Annotated in this window: 14 protein-coding genes; 11 read left to right on the plus strand and 3 right to left on the minus strand. The window is 63.6% G+C overall.

All coding sequences use genetic code 11. The features are described from left to right. Nucleotides 1-4: 4 nt before the first annotated feature. Nucleotides 5-1,084: a YihY/virulence factor BrkB family protein gene (locus CQ020_RS13140; protein ID WP_105692242.1), complete on the minus strand. Its 1,080-nt coding sequence runs from the start codon at nt 1,082-1,084 to the stop codon at nt 5-7. A 135-nt stretch (nt 1,085-1,219) separates the two neighbouring features. Continuing rightward, the gene (locus tag CQ020_RS13145) at nt 1,220-2,425 is read right to left on the minus strand and encodes an ROK family transcriptional regulator (RefSeq protein ID WP_181151874.1); all 1,206 of its coding nucleotides are present in this window, start codon (nt 2,423-2,425) and stop codon (nt 1,220-1,222) included. Between the two features lie 143 nt (nt 2,426-2,568). On the opposite strand from CQ020_RS13145, the gene xylA reads away from it, so the two are divergent. From xylA to CQ020_RS13180, 7 genes are all read left to right on the plus strand, one after another. Continuing rightward, on the plus strand, nt 2,569-3,756 hold the full coding sequence (xylA, locus tag CQ020_RS13150; RefSeq protein ID WP_105692243.1) for a xylose isomerase: 1,188 nt from the start codon (nt 2,569-2,571) through the stop codon (nt 3,754-3,756). Nucleotides 3,757-3,851: 95 nt separating this feature from the next. Further along, nucleotides 3,852-5,282: a xylulokinase gene (locus CQ020_RS13155; protein WP_105692244.1), complete on the plus strand. Its 1,431-nt coding sequence runs from the start codon at nt 3,852-3,854 to the stop codon at nt 5,280-5,282. A gap of 69 nt (nt 5,283-5,351) precedes the next feature. Further along, on the plus strand, nt 5,352-6,335 hold the full coding sequence (locus tag CQ020_RS13160; RefSeq protein WP_105692245.1) for a LacI family DNA-binding transcriptional regulator: 984 nt from the start codon (nt 5,352-5,354) through the stop codon (nt 6,333-6,335). 208 nt (nt 6,336-6,543) lie between these two features. Continuing rightward, entirely contained in the window at nt 6,544-8,310 is a 1,767-nt protein-coding gene (araB, locus tag CQ020_RS13165) for a ribulokinase (protein ID WP_105692246.1), read from the plus strand. Further along, nucleotides 8,307-9,014: an L-ribulose-5-phosphate 4-epimerase gene (locus CQ020_RS13170; protein WP_105692247.1), complete on the plus strand. Its 708-nt coding sequence runs from the start codon at nt 8,307-8,309 to the stop codon at nt 9,012-9,014. Before araB ends, CQ020_RS13170 begins: the two co-directional genes overlap by 4 nt. A gap of 93 nt (nt 9,015-9,107) precedes the next feature. Then, entirely contained in the window at nt 9,108-10,643 is a 1,536-nt protein-coding gene (gene araA, locus CQ020_RS13175) for an L-arabinose isomerase (protein ID WP_105692248.1), read from the plus strand. Then, entirely contained in the window at nt 10,640-11,551 is a 912-nt protein-coding gene (locus CQ020_RS13180; RefSeq protein WP_105692249.1) for an aldose 1-epimerase family protein, read from the plus strand. Before araA ends, CQ020_RS13180 begins: the two co-directional genes overlap by 4 nt. 86 nt (nt 11,552-11,637) lie before the next feature. Here CQ020_RS13180 and CQ020_RS13185 read toward each other — a convergent pair whose 3' ends face one another. Continuing rightward, nucleotides 11,638-12,648: a LacI family DNA-binding transcriptional regulator gene (locus tag CQ020_RS13185; RefSeq protein ID WP_105692250.1), complete on the minus strand. Its 1,011-nt coding sequence runs from the start codon at nt 12,646-12,648 to the stop codon at nt 11,638-11,640. A gap of 125 nt (nt 12,649-12,773) precedes the next feature. Between CQ020_RS13185 and CQ020_RS13190 the strand changes: the two genes are divergently transcribed. Genes CQ020_RS13190 through CQ020_RS13205 form a run of 4 tightly spaced genes read left to right on the plus strand, consistent with a single transcriptional unit; the run spans nt 12,774 to nt 17,923 of the window. Further along, nucleotides 12,774-13,178 carry an L-rhamnose mutarotase gene (locus tag CQ020_RS13190; protein WP_105692251.1) on the plus strand — a complete coding sequence of 135 codons (405 nt, stop codon included), beginning with the start codon at nt 12,774-12,776 and terminating at the stop codon, nt 13,176-13,178. Continuing rightward, the gene (gene rhaI, locus CQ020_RS13195) at nt 13,175-14,341 is read left to right on the plus strand and encodes an L-rhamnose isomerase (RefSeq protein WP_105692252.1); all 1,167 of its coding nucleotides are present in this window, start codon (nt 13,175-13,177) and stop codon (nt 14,339-14,341) included. Before CQ020_RS13190 ends, rhaI begins: the two co-directional genes overlap by 4 nt. A gap of 4 nt (nt 14,342-14,345) precedes the next feature. Further along, entirely contained in the window at nt 14,346-16,379 is a 2,034-nt protein-coding gene (locus CQ020_RS13200; RefSeq protein WP_105692253.1) for a bifunctional aldolase/short-chain dehydrogenase, read from the plus strand. 8 nt (nt 16,380-16,387) lie between these two features. Then, a complete protein-coding gene (locus CQ020_RS13205) occupies nt 16,388-17,923 on the plus strand; it encodes a rhamnulokinase family protein (RefSeq protein ID WP_105692254.1) in 1,536 nt (511 codons plus the stop codon). The last annotated feature ends 61 nt before the right edge of the window (nt 17,924-17,984 follow it).

The raw sequence follows: 17,984 nt of genomic DNA on the forward strand, positions 1-17,984 counted from the left end.
TCGGCTACTTATCCTTATGCGGTTCGTCGCCGTGGGTTTCACGGATTTCTTCGCCGTCGCGAATGACTTGGTCTTCCTTTTCCTGCACCTTGTCGCTCTTCTTAGTGTCGCGCGGGGGCAATTGGATGGTCTCTTCGGCCTCAATACCGCCCTGCAGCTGGCGGCCCCGCTCCATTTCGGCGTCGAATTCGGCGCCGAACAGCAAGGACATATTCAGGATCCAAAGCCACAGCAGCATGATGATCACGCCAGCCAGGGCGCCGTAGGTCTTGTTGTAATTGCTGAAGTTCGCCACATAGAAGCCGAACCCCAGCGATGCTAGGGCGAAAATCACCAGTGCAATGAGCGAACCCATGCTCATCCAGCGGAACTTGGGCTGTTTGACGTTAGGCGTGAAGTAATAGAGCACAGCGATGATGGCCACCACCAGCACCAGGAGGACCGGCCACTTGGCGATGTTCCAGACGGTCAGGAACGTTTCCGACAATCCGATGGCACCACCTATGGCTTCCGCCACCGGCCCGCTCAGGACCAGCATGGCTGCGGCGAGCGCTGCCCCCACGACGGCGACGACGGTGACGGCCAGCATGGTGCCGCGCAACTTGATGAAGCCACGGCCCTCGTCTACCTCGTAGACACGGTTCATGGCCCGGCTGAAAGCGTTCACGTAGCCGGAGGCGGACCATAGCGCCACGAGAATTCCGATGATCAGCGTGAAGCCGGCGGCGCTGGACTGCGTCAGCTCCTGGATGGGTTGGCGCATTGCGTCCACACCCGGCCCAGGCGCGAACTGCTGCACGATGTCCAGCAGGGACGAGGTGGTTTTCCCTGCATCGCCGAAGATTCCGATGAGTGAAACCAGCGCCAGGAGCGCGGGAAACAGCGAGAGGACGGCGTAGTAGGTGAGACCGGCCGCGGCGTCGGGGCATTGATCCTTGATGAATTCGCGCAGGGTCCGCTTGGCGATATACATCCATGTGGGTTTTGCGAGATCGTTGGGATTGTCCGGCTTACGCGACTCTTCCGGGGAAGGAGCGGTCTGCGCCTTGGCTGTGCTGCTTTGGGCTGAGTCTTGTGTAGTCATGGGGCACTCGTCCGTGGGGGTAGTTTTCGCGAAGAACTGATCATCAATAGTAAGCATACTGATGATTACTTCGGAAGGACCCACGCAGATTTAACGCCCACGACTCCGGAAGATTATCGCGGATCCAAGTCCCACTCAGGCCAGCTTGCTTGCCAGCAGGAACTCGAACGGCGACTCAATCACGGACCGGATCACCTGGCCCGCAGCGCCGAGGAGCGTTCCGGAATGCTCCAGAACGGAAACTGTCAGATTAGCCGGATCAAGCAGACCAGGGGCGTAGCGTTCCAAACTGCTCAACAACGACGGCCTGAGCCACTCAGCCAGAACAGCAAAGTGCCCGCCGAGGACTACGGCCTCAATGTCCATCAAGCGGGCCGACGAGGCCAGCGCGACGCCCAAGTACCTCCCGGCGTCGTGAACCGCCTGAGTGGCCCGCGGCTCCTGAGCAGCCAAGGCCGCCAGAAGTAGTTCCGTGCGCACGCCGAGTGAGCCTTCCGGGATCCCTGCCGCCTCGAAAATGGCCTCCTGGCCCGCGAAGGTTTCCAAGCACCCCGCCCCGCCGCAGGAACAGGCAGGCCCATCCGGGTGGACAACAATATGGCCGAGTTCGCCCGCCGTACCGCCTGGCCCGGTATAAAGCTCGGAGCCGATAATAACGCCGCCGCCCACGCCGACCTCGCCTGAAACATAGAGGAAGTCGGGTTGTCCTTTGCCGTACCAAAGCTCTCCGAGGGCGGCACTGTTGGCTTCGTTGGACAGCCTGACGCCCAGTGGCGCGTCTTCCAGCAGGGACCGCGGGTTCAGTTCCTCATGCTCCCAGTGGAGGTTGGGAGCGGAGAGGACCACGTTGCGCTGCTCATCCACGAGGCCCGGCACCGCCAGGCCGCCGCCCAGGATTGAGATGTCCGCTGCGGCCGCGGCAGCGATGGCTTCGGCAGCCAGGCTGCCCAAGCGTTCCATGACCTTTTCGGGCGCCAGTCCACGGTTGCGCGATTCGACTGTTGAGTGGAAGCGGAGGTTACCACCCAGGTCCACGAGCCCAACGGCCAGATAGTCCACGTTGATCTCCATGCCCACCACGCCGCGACGCGAGCTTAGTTCCAAGCCCTGGCCGGGGCGCCCCCGCTCGCCGTCGCGGTAAAGGCCCACTTCGGATACCAGCCCGGACTCCACAAGATCGGCAACCAGGCTGGAAACCGCGGCCTTGGTGAGCCCGGTTCCGGCGGCCAATTGGGCGCGGCTTGGCTTGGCATCCCCGGTCCGCGCGATGGAGTCCATCACCAAGGAAAGATTCCGACGGCGGACGTCCCCTACGCGCCCGGGCGCGGCTTGCTCATTCACTGGCGTGGGACCTTCCTGCAGATTCGAAGAAATTTTCCGGCTTCCATTGACCATGATCCATCATCCCCCATATAGTTCAGATTGAAAACTAATTGGAATGCACTTCTTCAAGTTCTTCCCCAGTGCTTTGCAAAGGAGCAAAAATGACCCCGCAGCCCACCCCGCAGGACCGCTTCACCTTTGGCCTCTGGACTGTCGGCTGGACCGGCGCCGATCCCTTCGGCGTAGCTACGCGTCCGGCATTGGATCCCGTGGAGGCTGTCCACAAGCTTGCTGAGCTTGGTGCTTACGGCATCACGTTCCATGACAACGACCTCATCCCTTTCGATGCCACGGCCTCCGAGCGCGACCTCATCCTGAAGAACTTCAAGGCAGCCCTGGCCGAGACCGGCCTGAAGACGCCCATGGTCACCACCAACCTCTTCAGCCACCCCGTGTTCAAGGATGGCGGATTCACCTCGAACGACCGCTCCGTCCGCCGCTTTGCACTGAGCAAAATCCTCCGGAACATTGACCTTGCCGCTGAACTGGATGCCGAGACCTTCGTGATGTGGGGCGGCCGTGAAGGCAGCGAATACGACGGCTCCAAGGACCTCTCCGCAGCGCTGGACCGCATGAAGGAAGGCGTGGACACCGCAGCCGGTTACATCAAGGAGAAGGGCTACAACCTTCGGATTGCCCTCGAGCCCAAGCCGAACGAACCCCGCGGCGACATCTTCCTCCCCACCGTCGGCCATGGCTTGGCGTTCATCGCGCAGCTGGAACACGGCGACATCGTGGGCCTCAACCCGGAAACTGGCCACGAGCAGATGGCTGGGCTGAACTTCACCCACGGCATCGCCCAAGCCCTGTGGGCGGGCAAGCTCTTCCACATCGACCTCAACGGCCAGCGCGGCATTAAGTACGACCAAGACCTCGTTTTCGGCCACGGAGACCTCACCAGCGCCTTCTTCACGGTGGACCTGCTGGAGAACGGCTTCCCCAACGGCGGCCCCAAGTACGACGGCCCCCGCCACTTCGACTACAAGCCCTCCCGCACCGATGGTTACGACGGCGTGTGGGAGTCGGCCAAGTCCAACATGTCCATGTACCTCCTGCTGAAGGAACGCGCCCTGGCCTTCCGAGCAGACGCGGACGTGCAGGAAGCACTCGCTACCTCAGGCGTGTTCGAACTCGGCGAGTCAACGCTCAGCGCCGGAGAGACCACTGCGGATCTGCTGGCTGACGCCACCGCCTACGACACGTTCGACGCCGATAAGGCCGCCGAGCGCTCGTTCGCTTTCGTCCGCCTTAACCAGCTGGCCATCGAGCACCTGCTCGGCGCCCGCTAGGACACTCCACCCACCGCAACCCCGCCGCCGGGCCCAAGGATTTCTTTCAGAGATTCCTTGCCAGCCCGGCGGCGGTCCTCCTAAGGAACAGACGCATGCCTCTCGTAGCCGGGATCGATAGCTCCACCCAGTCCTGCAAAGTGGTCATCCGGGACTCAGTCACCGGCGCCCTGGTACGTCAAGGCCGGGCAACGCACCCCGAAGGCACGGAAGTCCATCCGGAGCATTGGTGGTCGGCCCTGCAGGAAGCAATCGCACAGGCAGGCGGCTTGCAAGACGTAGACGCCGTGTCAGTCGGCGGCCAGCAGCACGGCATGGTGTGCCTGGACGAGTCTGGAGACGTCGTCCGCCCGGCTTTATTGTGGAACGACGTTCGCTCTGCGCCTGACGCGGAAGATCTGATCATCGAAGCCGGCAAGGGCGATGCCTCAGCCGGAGCTTCCTTCTGGGCATCGACCACCGGAACCGTGCCTGTTGCATCATTGACGGCTACCAAGCTCCGATGGTTGGCACGGAACGAACCCGCGAACGCACGACGGACCGCAGCCGTGTGCCTTCCCCACGATTGGCTGTCCTGGCGCTTGGCCGGGAACGGACCCGGCAGTGGTCCTTCTTCCTTGGAACTCCTGCGCACGGACCGCTCGGACGCTTCCGGCACGGGCTATTTCTCGGCCGGCAGCGGCGAATATCTGCCGGAGGTCCTCAAGAACACCCTTGGACACGTTCCCGTGCTGCCCGTCGTCGTCGGGCCCCTGGAAGCTGCGGGCAAGACACCTGGCGGTGCGCTGATCGGGCCTGGTGCTGGCGACAATGCGGCAGCCGGATTGGGTGTGAGTGCCGACGTCGGGGATGTTGTTATCTCGATCGGAACATCGGGGACAGTATTCGCGGTATCTGATGTTCCTCCTCAGGACGCCACCGGACTCGTGGCAGGCTTCGCGGACGCCACCGGAAACTACCTTCCACTGGCCTGCACGCTCAATGCGACCCGGATCTTCGACGCCACAGCTGCACTATTGGGGGTGACGCTGGCAGAACTGGGCACCCTGGCCTTGTCAGCGCCCGAAGGCGCCGAAGGGCTGACCCTCGTCCCCTACTTCGAGGGCGAACGGACACCCAACCTGCCGGACGCCACCGGCTCCCTCCACGGCATCACGGTTTCCAACTACACTCCTGCCAACCTGGCCCGGGCCGCCATCGAGGGCGTGCTGTGTTCACTGGCAGACGGCCTTGCAGCATTGCAGGCACAGGGCGTCTCAGCCCAGCGCATCATCCTGGTGGGCGGCGGTGCGCAATCGGCGGCAGTTCAGCAGATCGCAGCCGCAGCCTTTGGTTTGCCGGTGTTCGTCCCCGAACCCGGAGAATATGTGGCGGACGGGGCCGCCCGGCAAGCTGCAGGCATTCTGTCTGGCACGTTGCCGTCATGGCCTCTTGAGGGAATCGACGTTCACCACCAGAATGGCGCCGGAAATCCGGAGTTCCTCACGAGGTACCGCCATTACGCCGCCAAGGTGGCCAAGGGCTGATCAACGTTGCGGGTGCTCTATCGTGACAGGGTGAGCACTGAACATTCCGCATCCACCCGGCCTCCCGTGATGGAGGACGTTGCCCGCGTGGCAGGTGTCTCCCACCAGACCGTCTCCCGGGTCCTGAACAACCACCCCAACGTGAGCTCCAAGACCCGCGAGCGCGTGGAGCAGGCCATCACCGAGCTGGGGTACCGTCGGAACACCGCCGCCCGCAGCCTGGTCACACGCCGATCCCAGACCATTGGCGTGCTCGGCAGTGAAATGGCGCAGTACGGGCCGTCCCACACGCTCCTCGGGGTGCAACAGGCAGCAAGGGATGCGGGCTACTTCGTGAGCGTTGCCGGCCTGCGGGAAGTAACACCGGAAACCATCAAGGACGCCATAGCGCACTTCATGGACCAAGGCGTAGACGGCATCGTAGTAACGGTGCCCCATCCGGGGACTTTTGACGTCCTCAAAGACATCACCGCACAAGTACCTTTGGTTGCCGTGGGATCCATCGGCGATGAACACCTAACCGGTGCCACCGTTGACCAGCGGCACGGTGCGCAGCTCGCCGTCGAGCATCTATTGGAACTTGGGCACGAGCGGATCGGCCACCTGTCCGGGCCCGCTGATTGGATTGACGCCGCTGCCCGCATTGAAGGGTGGCGGGATGCCCTGGGCGAGGCCGGGATTGAGCCTGCGACTCTCATCGAGGGCGACTGGAGCGCCGAATGCGGATACCGGGAGGGACTGAAGATTGCTACTGACCGGTCCGTGACAGCGCTCTTCGTCGCCAATGACCAGATGGCGCTCGGGGTCCTCAGGGCGTTCAATGAAGTGGGCGTCCAGGTTCCGGAGGACATTAGCGTGGTGGGCTTTGACGACCAACCGGAATCGGCCTACTTTATACCGCCATTGACCACCGTGGCGCAGGACTTCGAGGAACTCGGCCGGCGCTGCATCGGCTTGCTGTTGGATCGGCTTGAGAGCGGCTCAACCGGCACGCCTGCCACGGTGGCGCCGCGTCTGGTGGTCCGATCCACCACGGCCCCCGCCCCCAACTGAGTAGCAGCAGATGCCGTTTTGAGTGCTCAGAACGGCATCTGCTGCGACCTACTTGGTTGCGGCAGAGGCTGATCCCGTCATAACTACCCGTTCCATGCGGCCTGCTCTTGACATCAAAGTTGTGAGCGCTAACAATTGCATCAGACCTTCTTCACTTTTCCACCCCGACCCCCGGCAATGAGGCCTTGGCCAGCCGGATGGAGACCCCATGAATACCTCTGAAAACATCCCGCTGGACGAGCAGTTCGTCATTGGCGTGGACTATGGAACCCTGTCCGGCCGCGCCGTCGTGGTGCGTGTATCTGACGGAGCCGAGATCGGCAGCGGAGTCTTCGAATACCCGCACGCTGTGGTGACAGAAAAACTCCCGGGCTCCGACCAACGCCTTCCCGCCGATTGGGCACTCCAGGTGCCCAACGACTACCGCGACGTCCTGCGCAATGCTGTACCGGCCGCCGTCGCTGACGCCGGTATCAACCCGGCCAACGTAGTGGGCATCGCCACTGACTTCACCGCGTGCACCATGGTTCCGACGACGGCAGACGGCACGCCGCTGAACGAGTTGGAACGCTTCGCGGACCGGCCGCACGCCTTCGTCAAGCTGTGGCGCCACCACGCGGCCCAGCCACAGGCGGACCGCATCAACCAGCTCGCCGAAGAACGCGGCGAGTCCTGGCTTCCCCGCTACGGTGGCCTGATCTCCTCCGAATGGGAGTTCGCCAAGGGGCTGCAGCTCCTCGAAGAAGATCCGGAAGTCTACGGGGCCATGGATCACTGGGTGGAGGCTGCTGACTGGATTGTCTGGCAGCTCTGCGGCAGCTACGTCCGCAACGCCTGCACGGCTGGATACAAAGGCATCTTCCAGGACGGAAAGTACCCGTCCGAGGACTTCCTTGCAGCGCTCAACCCCGAATTCAAGGGCTTCGTGTCCGAAAAGCTGGAACACACCATCGGGCGCCTGGGCGACGCCGCGGGGTACCTCACCGACGAAGCGGCGGCCTGGACCGGACTTCCAGCGGGCATCGCCGTGGCCGTGGGCAACGTGGACGCCCACGTCAGCGCACCGGCCGCGAATGCTGTTGAACCGGGACAGCTCGTCGCGATCATGGGTACGTCCACGTGCCACGTCATGAACGGCGACGTCCTCCGTGAAGTCCCGGGCATGTGCGGAGTAGTGGACGGCGGCATCGTGGACGGGCTGTGGGGTTACGAAGCAGGCCAGTCCGGAGTGGGCGACATCTTCGGTTGGTTCACTAAGAACGGCGTCCCACCCGAATACCACCAGGCCGCCAAGGATAAAGGCCTGGGCATCCACGAATACCTCACCGAACTCGCGGAGAAGCAAGCCATTGGCGAGCACGGCCTGATCGCCTTGGACTGGCACTCGGGCAACCGCTCGGTACTGGTGGACCACGAACTTTCCGGGGTTGTGGTGGGCCAAACGCTGGCCACCAAGCCCGAAGACAGCTACCGGGCACTGCTGGAAGCCACGGCCTTCGGAACCCGCACCATCGTGGATGCTTTCCGCGGTTCCGGCGTCCCCGTCAAGGAGTTCATCGTGGCCGGCGGGCTCCTGAAGAACACGTTCCTGATGCAGGTCTACGCAGACATCACCGGCCTCCAACTCTCCACCATCGGATCCGAACAGGGCCCCGCGTTGGGCTCGGCCATCCACGCCGCTGTTGCTGCAGGTAAATACAAGGACATCCGTGAAGCGGCGGCGTCCATGGCAGCAGCCCCCGGAGCTGTTTACACCCCCATCCCCGAAAACGTGGCCGCCTACGAGGTCCTGTTCCAGGAATACAAGACACTTCACGACTACTTCGGCCGGGGCACCAATAACGTGATGCACCGCCTCAAGGCCATCCAACGAGCCGCAATTCGGGGCTCAGGAGAGCAGGGTTCAGGACCGCAGGGCCCAGGAACCCAGGGCTCGCCCACCCAGTCCAGCACCCTGGAAGGAGCCTCCGCATGAGCGCCCTTTTGGAAACCATCGCGCGGGTCCGCAAGGAAGTCTGCGAACTCCACGCCGAACTGACCCGCTACGAACTGGTGGTGTGGACCGCTGGCAATGTCTCGGGCCGCATCCCCGGGCACGATCTCATGGTCATCAAGCCCTCGGGCGTCTCCTACGACGAGCTCACACCGGAGCTCATGGTGGTCACCGATCTTTATGGCACACCTGTGCGGGGGATGAACACCGGCAGTGCAGGCACCTTAGATTGGGGCAACCCGGATCTCTCCCCTTCCTCGGATACCGCCGCGCATGCGTATGTCTACCGGCACATGCCCGAGGTAGGCGGTGTAGTCCACACCCACTCCACCTACGCAACGGCTTGGGCTGCGCGCGGTGAGGAAATCCCCTGCGTACTGACCATGATGGGCGACGAATTCGGCGGATCCATTCCCGTGGGACCGTTCGCGCTGATCGGCGACGACTCCATCGGCCAGGGCATCGTGGAGACGCTCAAGAACTCCAACTCGCCGGCGGTCCTCATGCAGAACCATGGCCCCTTCACTATCGGCAAGGACGCTCGCAGCGCAGTCAAAGCCGCAGTGATGTGTGAGGAAGTTGCCAGGACGGTCCATATCTCCCGCCAACTGGGCGAGCCGTTGCCCATCGACCAAGCGAAGATCGACTCCCTCTATCACCGCTACCAGAACGTTTACGGCCGCTAACGCGGTCAGTCCGGCCGTTTCTCCGGACAACGTCGCCGCCAGCGCGGACAACCAGAAGCCACTCGAAACTCAAAGCACCCCAGGAGCCACGAAATGCCCAGCGCCACCAACACTTCCGCAAATAACACTTCCCTGGGTCAGTACGAGGTCTGGTTCCTCACCGGCAGCCAGCACCTCTACGGGGAGGACGTCCTCAAGCAGGTCGCAGCGCAGTCACAGGAGATCGCCAACGCCCTGAACGCCAACAGCGACGTCCCCGTCAAACTCGTCTGGAAGCCGGTCCTCACCGATTCCGACGCCATCCGCCGCACCGCACTGGAAGCCAACGCCGATGATTCCGTGATCGGCGTGACCGCGTGGATGCACACGTTCAGCCCAGCCAAAATGTGGATCCAAGGCCTGGACCTGCTCCGCAAACCGCTGCTGCACCTCCACACCCAGGCCAACCGGGACCTGCCGTGGGCTGACATCGACTTCGACTTCATGAACCTCAATCAGGCAGCCCACGGCGACCGCGAATTCGGGTACATCCAGTCGCGCCTCGGCGTGCCGCGGAAGACCGTCGTCGGGCATGTCAGCAACCCCGAGGTCGCCCGCCAGGTTGGTGCGTGGCAGCGCGCCTCGGCCGGTTGGGCCGCCGTCCGCACGCTGAAACTGACCCGCTTCGGCGACAACATGCGCAACGTCGCCGTCACCGAAGGCGACAAGACCGAAGCCGAGCTTCGCTTCGGCGTATCGGTGAACACGTGGTCCGTCAACGAGCTCGCCGAGGCTGTCCATGGGGCCGCGGAGTCCGACGTCGACGCCTTGGTTGCCGAGTACGAGCGCCTTTACGAGGTGGCCGAGGAGCTGAAAGCAGGCGGTGCCCGCCACGAATCATTGCGGTACAGCGCCAAGATCGAACTGGGACTGCGCAGCTTCCTGGAATCCAACGGTTCCGCGGCCTTCACCACCTCCTTCGAGGATTTGGGCGCCCTGCGCCAGCTGCCGGGCATGGCCGTCCAGCGCCTCATGGCCGACGGTTACGGCTTCGGCGCCGAGGGCGACTGGAAGACCGCCATCTTGGTCCGCGCCGCCAAAGTCATGGGCGGGGACCTGCCCGGCGGCGCCTCGCTCATGGAGGACTACACCTACCACCTGGAACCGGGCGGCGAAAAGATTCTGGGCGCACACATGCTCGAAGTCTGCCCCTCGCTGACCGCCACAAAGCCGCGCGTGGAGATCCACCCGCTGGGCATCGGCGGCAAGGAAGACCCCGTCCGCATGGTCTTCGACACCGACGCCGGCCCCGGCATCGTCGTCGCGCTGTCCGATATGCGCGACCGCTTCCGCTTGGTCGCGAACGTGGTGGACGTCGTCGATCTCGACCAGCCGCTCCCCAATCTGCCCGTGGCCCGCGCGCTTTGGGAGCCGAAGCCCAACTTCGCCACCTCCGCCGCCGCGTGGCTCACTGCCGGCGCCGCACACCACACGGTATTGTCCACGCAGGTGGGTCTGGACGTGTTCGAGGACTTCGCCGAAATCGCCAAAACCGAACTTCTCACCATCGATGAGGGCACCACCATCAAACAGTTCAAGAAGGAACTCAACTGGAACGCCGCCTACTACAGGCTGGCCGGCGGCCTGTGAGCACTGAATTTACGCTGAGCGCGGGCGGTTACACAGCGGTTGTGACCGCCCGAGCGGCGGCGCTGCGCGTTCTGCAGTTTGAGGGCCGGGACCTCGTTGTCCCGTTTGCGGAGGGCGGTCCGATCCCGGACTACCGCGGCATCATCGCTGCGCCGTGGCCCAACAGGATCGCCGACGGCAAATACAGTTTCGACGGCGTCGATCACCAGTTGCCGGTCAACGAACCTGAGCGGCAAACGTCGCTGCACGGGCTCGCCTTCCCGCTCGAATGGGTAGCGAAAGAGTCCGACGCCGGGTCGCTGACCTTGACGTGCACCGTGGGTCCCACAGCGGGATACCCGTTTGCACTGGAGCTTTCAGCCCGGTTCACGCTGGACGACGCCGGGCTTCACACGTCCGTCACAGCCCGGAACGTGGCCGACGTCGCTGCTCCCTACGGCGTCTGCCCGCACCCGTACCTCGTGGCCGGATCCTCCCCGCTGGATGAGTGGATCCTTGAGTTCGCAGCTGACTCGTTCCTTGAGGTCACGCCGGACAGGTTGCTGCCCATTGATACCGCACCGACGGAAGGCCACGCCTTCGACTTCCGTTCCCCGCGCGCTATCGGCAGCACCGAAATCGACCACGCCTTCACAGGAATAACGTTCGACGGCGGTCTGGCGCGGTTGTCGCTGCGGGACCCGGCGGGCACCGGCGTCGGAGGTTCCGGCGTCGGGATGTCCTGGGACGAAAGCTGCCCGTGGCTGCAGATTCATACGGCTGATAAGCCGGCGCCGATTCCAGGCCGGCTCGGCCTTGCCGTGGAGCCCATGACGTGTCCGCCGGATGCCTTCAACAGCGGCACGGACCTGATCCGTTTGGAACCCGGGGCAGAGCACACGGCGTCCTGGAGCATCTACGCCCTGTAACTGAACCATGTAGGTAGCAGATCAGGCCGTTCTGAACGCTCAGAACGGCCTGATCTGCTACCTAGTTGGGTGCGTCGCGGCCGAGTTTAAGCGCCGGCAGTGCTTTGGCGGACCACCAGCTCGGGAGTGAACACCACGGACCGGTGCTTGGTTCCGCCGCTCTCCTGCTCCTCCGCGAGCAATTCGATGGCGGTCCGGCCCAGTGCCTCAGTGGGCTGCCGGATGGAAGAGAGCGGCACCACGGCAGAGATGGCGAAATCGATGTCGTCGTAACCAATGAGCGCGATGTCCTCGGGAATCTTCACCGTCCGGAGCATGGTCAAGGATTGCATGACGCCGAGCGCCAGGAGGTCGTTGGAGCAGAACACGGCTTCGGGCCGCTCTTCCGGTGAGCGTTCCACCAGGCTGTTGCCCACTTGTCGGCCGGAAAGAACTGTCTGCCCGGCGGAGTCGAGCACCTCAATGCTGGCGCCGGTCACCTCTCCCACGGCACGCTGCGCGCCCTTGAGTCGGCTGGCCACCTGGCGGATGGAAGGCGTACCAACAAAGGCCAGACGACGGCGGCCCAGGTCCAGCAGGTGTTTGGCGGCCAGATACCCTCCTTCCTGGTCATCAACGGAGACTGAGCTGCAGCGATCGGTGTCCGCGAGTTGGTCCACCAGGACCGTGGGCACACCGCGTTCGCGGAGGGTGTCGATCCGCGCCCCCACATCACCAACGGGCGAGATCAGCAGGCCTTGGACACGCTGCTCTTGGAAAAGGTCCATGTAGTGGGCTTCCCGGGAGGCATCTTGCCCACTGTCGCCAACCAGCACCACGCTTCCCAGGGCGGTCGCCGCATCTTCCGCCGCGCGAGCCACGGAGGAGAAGAACGGGTTTCCAACGTCCAGCACGATCAGGCCGATAGTGCGGCTCTGACCGGCGCGGAGCTGGCGGGCGGCGTCGTTGCGGACGAAGCCGAGCTCAGCGATGGATTTCAGGACGCGTTCCTTGGTCCTCTGCGAAACCCTGTCCGGATAGTTCAGCACATTGGAAACAGTTCCCACTGCTACCTGGGCGTGAGTGGCAACGTCTTTGATGCTGGCTGTCTGGGACATGCTTTCCGATCTCCGCTGGCTGACGTCAATGTGTTGGAAACGTCTTGACACCCTCCCGTTTACGAGGGTAATTTGAATCGTAACAAATGAAACGATTCAAAGACGAGTGACCCGGAGATCCGCACATGAGGGTTTGTTTCCGCTCTTCAGTCCAGCCGGAACTGATGGCCGAGTACAAGCAGCGCCACGCCGCCGTATGGCCGGAGATGCTGTCCGCACTGAAAGATGCAGGCTGGAACAACTACTCCCTGTTCCTCGCTCCGGACGGCCAGCTGATCGGCTACCTGGAATGCGAAGACTACGCAGAAGCGCAGGCCCGCATGGCAATTACTGAGGTTAACGCCCGCTGGCAGGCCGAGATGGCAACCTTGTTCGCCAACAGTGACCTCCCTCCGGACCAAGGCTTCGAAATCGTCGAGGAAGTTTTCAACCTTGAGGATCAGCTCGCCGCTGCAGGCGTCACGGATGCCTCCCGCACCGCACACATAGACAAAGACCCAGCCCACGAATACCAAAAGGAACAAGCATGAACACCACAGAATCGGCCCTTGGTCGTCTAGGGGAACTGGCCATTGAAGTGCCGTCCTGGGCCTACGGAAATTCCGGGACCCGGTTCAAGGTTTTCGGCACACCGGGTACTCCGCGCACCGTCCAGGAAAAGATCGCCGACGCCGCCAAGGTTCACGAGCTCACGGGGCTCGCGCCTACTGTGGCATTGCATATCCCGTGGGACAAGGTGGATGACTACGCTGCGCTGCGCGAATACGCCGCAGGACTCGGTGTTGGGCTAGGGACCATCAATTCCAACACCTTCCAGGATGACGAGTACAAGTTCGGCTCCCTGACCTCGTCCAACGAGTCCGTTCGCCGCCGTGCCATTGATCACCACCTGGAGTGCATTGAGATCATGCACGCCACTGGTTCCAAGGACCTGAAGATCTGGCTTGCCGATGGCACCAACTATCCGGGCCAAGACGATATCCGCGGCCGCCAGGACCGCCTGGCGGAGGCCCTGCAGGAGATCTACGCGGGTCTCGGTGACGAGCAGCGGCTGGTCCTGGAGTACAAGTTCTTCGAGCCGGCTTTCTATCACACCGATGTTCCGGACTGGGGTACCTCCTACGCGCAGACCCTGGCCCTGGGCGAGAAGGCGTTCGTCTGCCTGGACACCGGCCACCACGCGCCGGGTACCAACATCGAGTTCATCGTCATGCAGCTGCTGCGTCTGGGCAAGCTGGGGTCCTTCGACTTCAACTCCCGCTTCTATGCCGATGATGACCTGATCGTGGGTGCCGCCGATCCGTTCCAGCTGTTCCGCATCATGCACGAGGTCATCCGCGGCGGCGGTTTCGGCAAGGACTCAGGTGTCGCGCTGATGCTGGACCAGTGCCACAACCTCGAAGAGAAGATCCCGGGCCAGATCCGCTCGGTGCTCAATGTCCAGGAAATGACGGCCCGCGCCCTGCTTATAGACACCGCAGCGCTCTCCGAAGCACAGCGTGCCGGGGATGTCCTGGCAGCGAATGGCATCTTCAACGATGCTTTCTACACCGATGTCCGCCCGATCCTGGCCGAGTGGCGCGAATCCCGCGGCCTGCCCGCCGATCCGATGGCTGCGTACAAGGCCAGCGGTTACCAGAAGAAGATCAACGAGGACCGCGCAGGCGGCCAGCAAGCCGGATGGGGCGCGTAACACCATGAGCAAGACTGTTGAAGAGCTGATTTCCCGTTCCAACCGCCTCGGCGCGGACAAGCGGAACACCAACTTCGCCGGCGGCAACACCTCCGCCAAAGGCACCGAGAAGGATCCTGTCACTGGCCAGGACGTTGAACTCCTGTGGGTCAAGGGCTCCGGCGGCGACCTCGGCACACTGAAAGCTGAGAACCTTGCTGTACTCCGGCTGGACCGGTTGCAGGCACTCAAGGATGTTTACCCCGGCGTCGAGCGTGAAGACGAAATGGTGGCCGCGTTCGATTATTGCCTGCACGGCAAGGGCGGCGCCGCGCCGTCAATCGACACCGCCATGCACGGACTCGTGGATGCAGCGCACGTTGATCACCTGCACCCTGACTCGGGCATCGCGATTGCCACCGCGGTGGACGGGGAAGCACTGACCTCCAAGGTCTTCGGCGACAAGGTTGTGTGGGTTCCATGGCGTCGGCCCGGATTCCAGCTCGGTTTGGACATCGCGGCGATCAAGGAAGCCAACCCGCAGGCCATCGGCACCATCCTGGGCGGCCACGGCATCACCGCCTGGGGTGCCACCAGCGAAGAGGCAGAGGCCAACTCGCTCTGGATCATTGACCAGGCCGAGAACTACATCAAGGACAACGGCAAGTCCGAGCCTTTCGGCGCCGCGCTTCCCGGTTACGGCGCCCTCCCGGAGGCTGAGCGCAGGGCCAAGGCAGCCGCCCTCGCTCCCGTGATCCGCGGATTGGCTTCCACGGACAAACCGCAGCTGGGGCACTTCAGTGATGACGCCGTCGTTCTTGAATTCCTCGCCGCAGAAGAGCACCCGCGCCTCGGCGCGCTGGGCACGTCCTGCCCGGACCACTTCCTCCGCACCAAGGTCAAGCCGCTGGTCCTGGACCTGCCCGCCGACGCCTCGATCGAAGATTCGATCAACCGGCTCAAGGAACTGCACGCCGCCTACCGCGAGGACTACCAGGCGTACTACGACCGTCACGCTGACGAGAACAGCCCAGCATTGCGCGGCGCGGACCCGGCCATCGTACTGATCCCCGGCGTGGGCATGTACTCCTTCGGCAAGGACAAGCAAACCGCACGCGTGGCAGGCGAGTTCTACCTCAACGCCATCAACGTGATGCGCGGCGCCGAGGCCATCTCCACCTACGCCCCGATCGAGGAATCCGAGAAATTCCGCATCGAGTACTGGGCGCTGGAAGAAGCCAAGCTGGCCCGGATGCCCAAGCCCAAGTCCCACGCCACCCGCATCGCACTGGTGACCGGAGCGGCGTCGGGCATCGGCAAGGCGATCGCTACCCGTTTGGCGTCCGACGGCGCGTGCGTAGTGATTGCCGACCTGAACCTTGAGAACGCACAAAAGGTCGCCGAGGAACTGGGCGGATCCGACGTCGCCATCGGCGTCCAGGCCGACGTGACCGACGAAGCCCAGATCGCCGCTGCCATCCAGGAAGCCGTGCTCGCGTTCGGTGGCCTGGACCTGGTGGTCAACAACGCAGGCCTGTCCATCTCCAAGCCGCTGCTGGAAACCACGGAGAAGGACTGGGACCTGCAGCACAACGTCATGGCCAAGGGCTCGTTCCTGGTGTCCAAGGCCGCAGCCAAGGTCATGATCGATCAGGGCCTGGGTGGAGACATCATCTACATCTCCTCCAAGAACTCGGTCTTCGCCGGCCCGAACAATATCGCCTACTCGGCCACCAAGGCTGACCAAGCGCACCAGGTCCGGCTCCTCGCGGCCGAACTGGGCGAGTACGGTGTCCGCGTCAACGGCATCAACCCCGACGGCGTGGTCCGCGGCTCCGGCATCTTCGCCGGTGGCTGGGGCGCCAAGCGCGCCGCCGTGTATGGCGTGGACGAGCAGGAACTGGGCAAGTACTACGCCCAGCGCACGCTCCTCAAGCGCGAAGTCCTCCCGGAACACGTGGCCAACGCCGCCGCCGTGCTCACCAGCAGCGAACTGTCACACACCACCGGACTCCACATCCCCGTGGACGCCGGCGTCGCGGCAGCCTTCCTCCGCTAGGACCGACAGTGACCAACGGAACCACCACCAGCACCGCCCCGGCACACGCCGGGGCGGTGCCCGCTCCCGCAGACCACAACAGAGTGTTTGCCGCCATCGACATCGGCGCGTCCTCCGGCCGCGTGATGTTGGGCCGCGTCTCCGCGGTATCCGGCGTGTCCCTCGAGACCATCCACCGCTTCCCCAACGGGGTGGTGGAGCTCGACGGCGACCTCCGCTGGGACTTCAACGCGCTGTTCGCTGAGGTACTCAAGGGCTTGGCGGCCGCTGCTGCCGTGGCGGCCAAGAATGGCGAGCGCATCACCAGCATCGGCATCGACACCTGGGCTGTGGACTACGGATTGGTGAACGACGCCGGCGACCTCACCTCGGTTCCGTTCAGCTACCGGGACGAGCGCAGCCGGGCCACGGTGGAGCGGGTCCATGCGGTCATTTCCCCTGAGAAGCTGTACGCCACCACCGGCTTGCAGTATCTGCAGTTCAACACGATCTACCAGCTCGCTGCAGAACCGACTTTGGAAGGGCTGCAGGCCCTCATGATTCCGGACCTGATCGCCTTCCTGCTCACCGGTGTTCGCCGCACGGAGGCCACCAATGCCTCCACCACCGGGCTCTTCGACGCCGTTGCGGGCGAGTGGGCCACGGAGTTCCTGGACGCGTTGGGTGTGCCCCGGAACATCTTCCCGGAACTCATCCAGCCCGGAGAAACCGTGGGCACGCTCCTGCCGGCGATCATTGAGCAGACGGGTCTGCCCGCTGACACCACGGTGGTGGCTGTGGGCTCGCACGACACTGCCTCGGCCGTCGCAGCCATCCCCGCCCAGGTTTTGGGTGCAACCGGGGACCAGGATTTCGCTTACATCTCTTCCGGCACATGGTCGCTGGTGGGAGTGGAACTGAACAAGCCCGTACTGACTGAAACGAGCCGCCACGCCAACTTCACCAACGAACGTGGCGTGGATGGCACTATCCGGTACCTCCGCAACGTCGGCGGCCTGTGGTTGTTGAGCGAATGCCAGCGCGCATGGGCTGCCCAGGGATTCAGTCAGTCGCTTCCGGCCTTGCTTGACTCAGCCGCTGCGCTCCCTGCCGGAGGTCCGCAGATCAACGCGGACGATCCTGCGTTCACCGCCCCTGACAACATGCCGGACCGGATCCGCGCAGCTGTGCGCAACACCGGCGCGGTACTCGCGGACCGGCCTGCCGCCGTCGTGCGTTGCATCATGGACAGCCTCGCGGCCGGTTACGCGCGCACGCTGGCCGACGCCGAACGTCTTACCGGTCGTAGCACCGGCGTGGTGCACATTGTGGGCGGCGGTTCGCAGAACCGGCTTCTGTGCCAACTGACGGCCGACGCCACGGGCAAAACCGTGGTCGCCGGACCTGTGGAAGCGACCGCACAGGGCAATGTCCTGGTGCAGGCACGCGCTGCCGGGGTGGTGGCCGGCGGCTTGGCTGAGCTGCGGCAGCTGGTCATCGCAGGTGAGGAGCTGGTGCGCTACGAGCCTAGAGATGCATATCCGGCGGCTCCAGGACGCTCCTAGTTAAAGCTGGGTCTGTTACGGCCAAAATGTAACCGAATGGTGCCATAATATTTAGACGGAT

This window comes from Arthrobacter sp. MYb23, assembly GCF_002979775.1.
In the GTDB taxonomy this organism is placed as follows: domain Bacteria; phylum Actinomycetota; class Actinomycetes; order Actinomycetales; family Micrococcaceae; genus Arthrobacter.

Bases quoted from the DNA above. Each gene is read 5' to 3' on its own strand.
- CQ020_RS13140 (WP_105692242.1), bottom strand. From the start codon at position 1,084: ATGACTACACAAGACTCAGCCCAAAGCAGCACAGCCAAGGCGCAGACC.
- xylA (WP_105692243.1), top strand. From the start codon at position 2,569: ATGACCCCGCAGCCCACCCCGCAGGACCGCTTCACCTTTGGCCTCTGG.
- CQ020_RS13155 (WP_105692244.1), top strand. From the start codon at position 3,852: ATGCCTCTCGTAGCCGGGATCGATAGCTCCACCCAGTCCTGCAAAGTG.
- CQ020_RS13160 (WP_105692245.1), top strand. From the start codon at position 5,352: ATGGAGGACGTTGCCCGCGTGGCAGGTGTCTCCCACCAGACCGTCTCC.
- araB (WP_105692246.1), top strand. From the start codon at position 6,544: ATGAATACCTCTGAAAACATCCCGCTGGACGAGCAGTTCGTCATTGGC.
- CQ020_RS13170 (WP_105692247.1), top strand. From the start codon at position 8,307: ATGAGCGCCCTTTTGGAAACCATCGCGCGGGTCCGCAAGGAAGTCTGC.
- araA (WP_105692248.1), top strand. From the start codon at position 9,108: ATGCCCAGCGCCACCAACACTTCCGCAAATAACACTTCCCTGGGTCAG.
- CQ020_RS13185 (WP_105692250.1), bottom strand. From the start codon at position 12,648: ATGTCCCAGACAGCCAGCATCAAAGACGTTGCCACTCACGCCCAGGTA.
- CQ020_RS13190 (WP_105692251.1), top strand. From the start codon at position 12,774: ATGAGGGTTTGTTTCCGCTCTTCAGTCCAGCCGGAACTGATGGCCGAG.
- rhaI (WP_105692252.1), top strand. From the start codon at position 13,175: ATGAACACCACAGAATCGGCCCTTGGTCGTCTAGGGGAACTGGCCATT.
- CQ020_RS13200 (WP_105692253.1), top strand. From the start codon at position 14,346: ATGAGCAAGACTGTTGAAGAGCTGATTTCCCGTTCCAACCGCCTCGGC.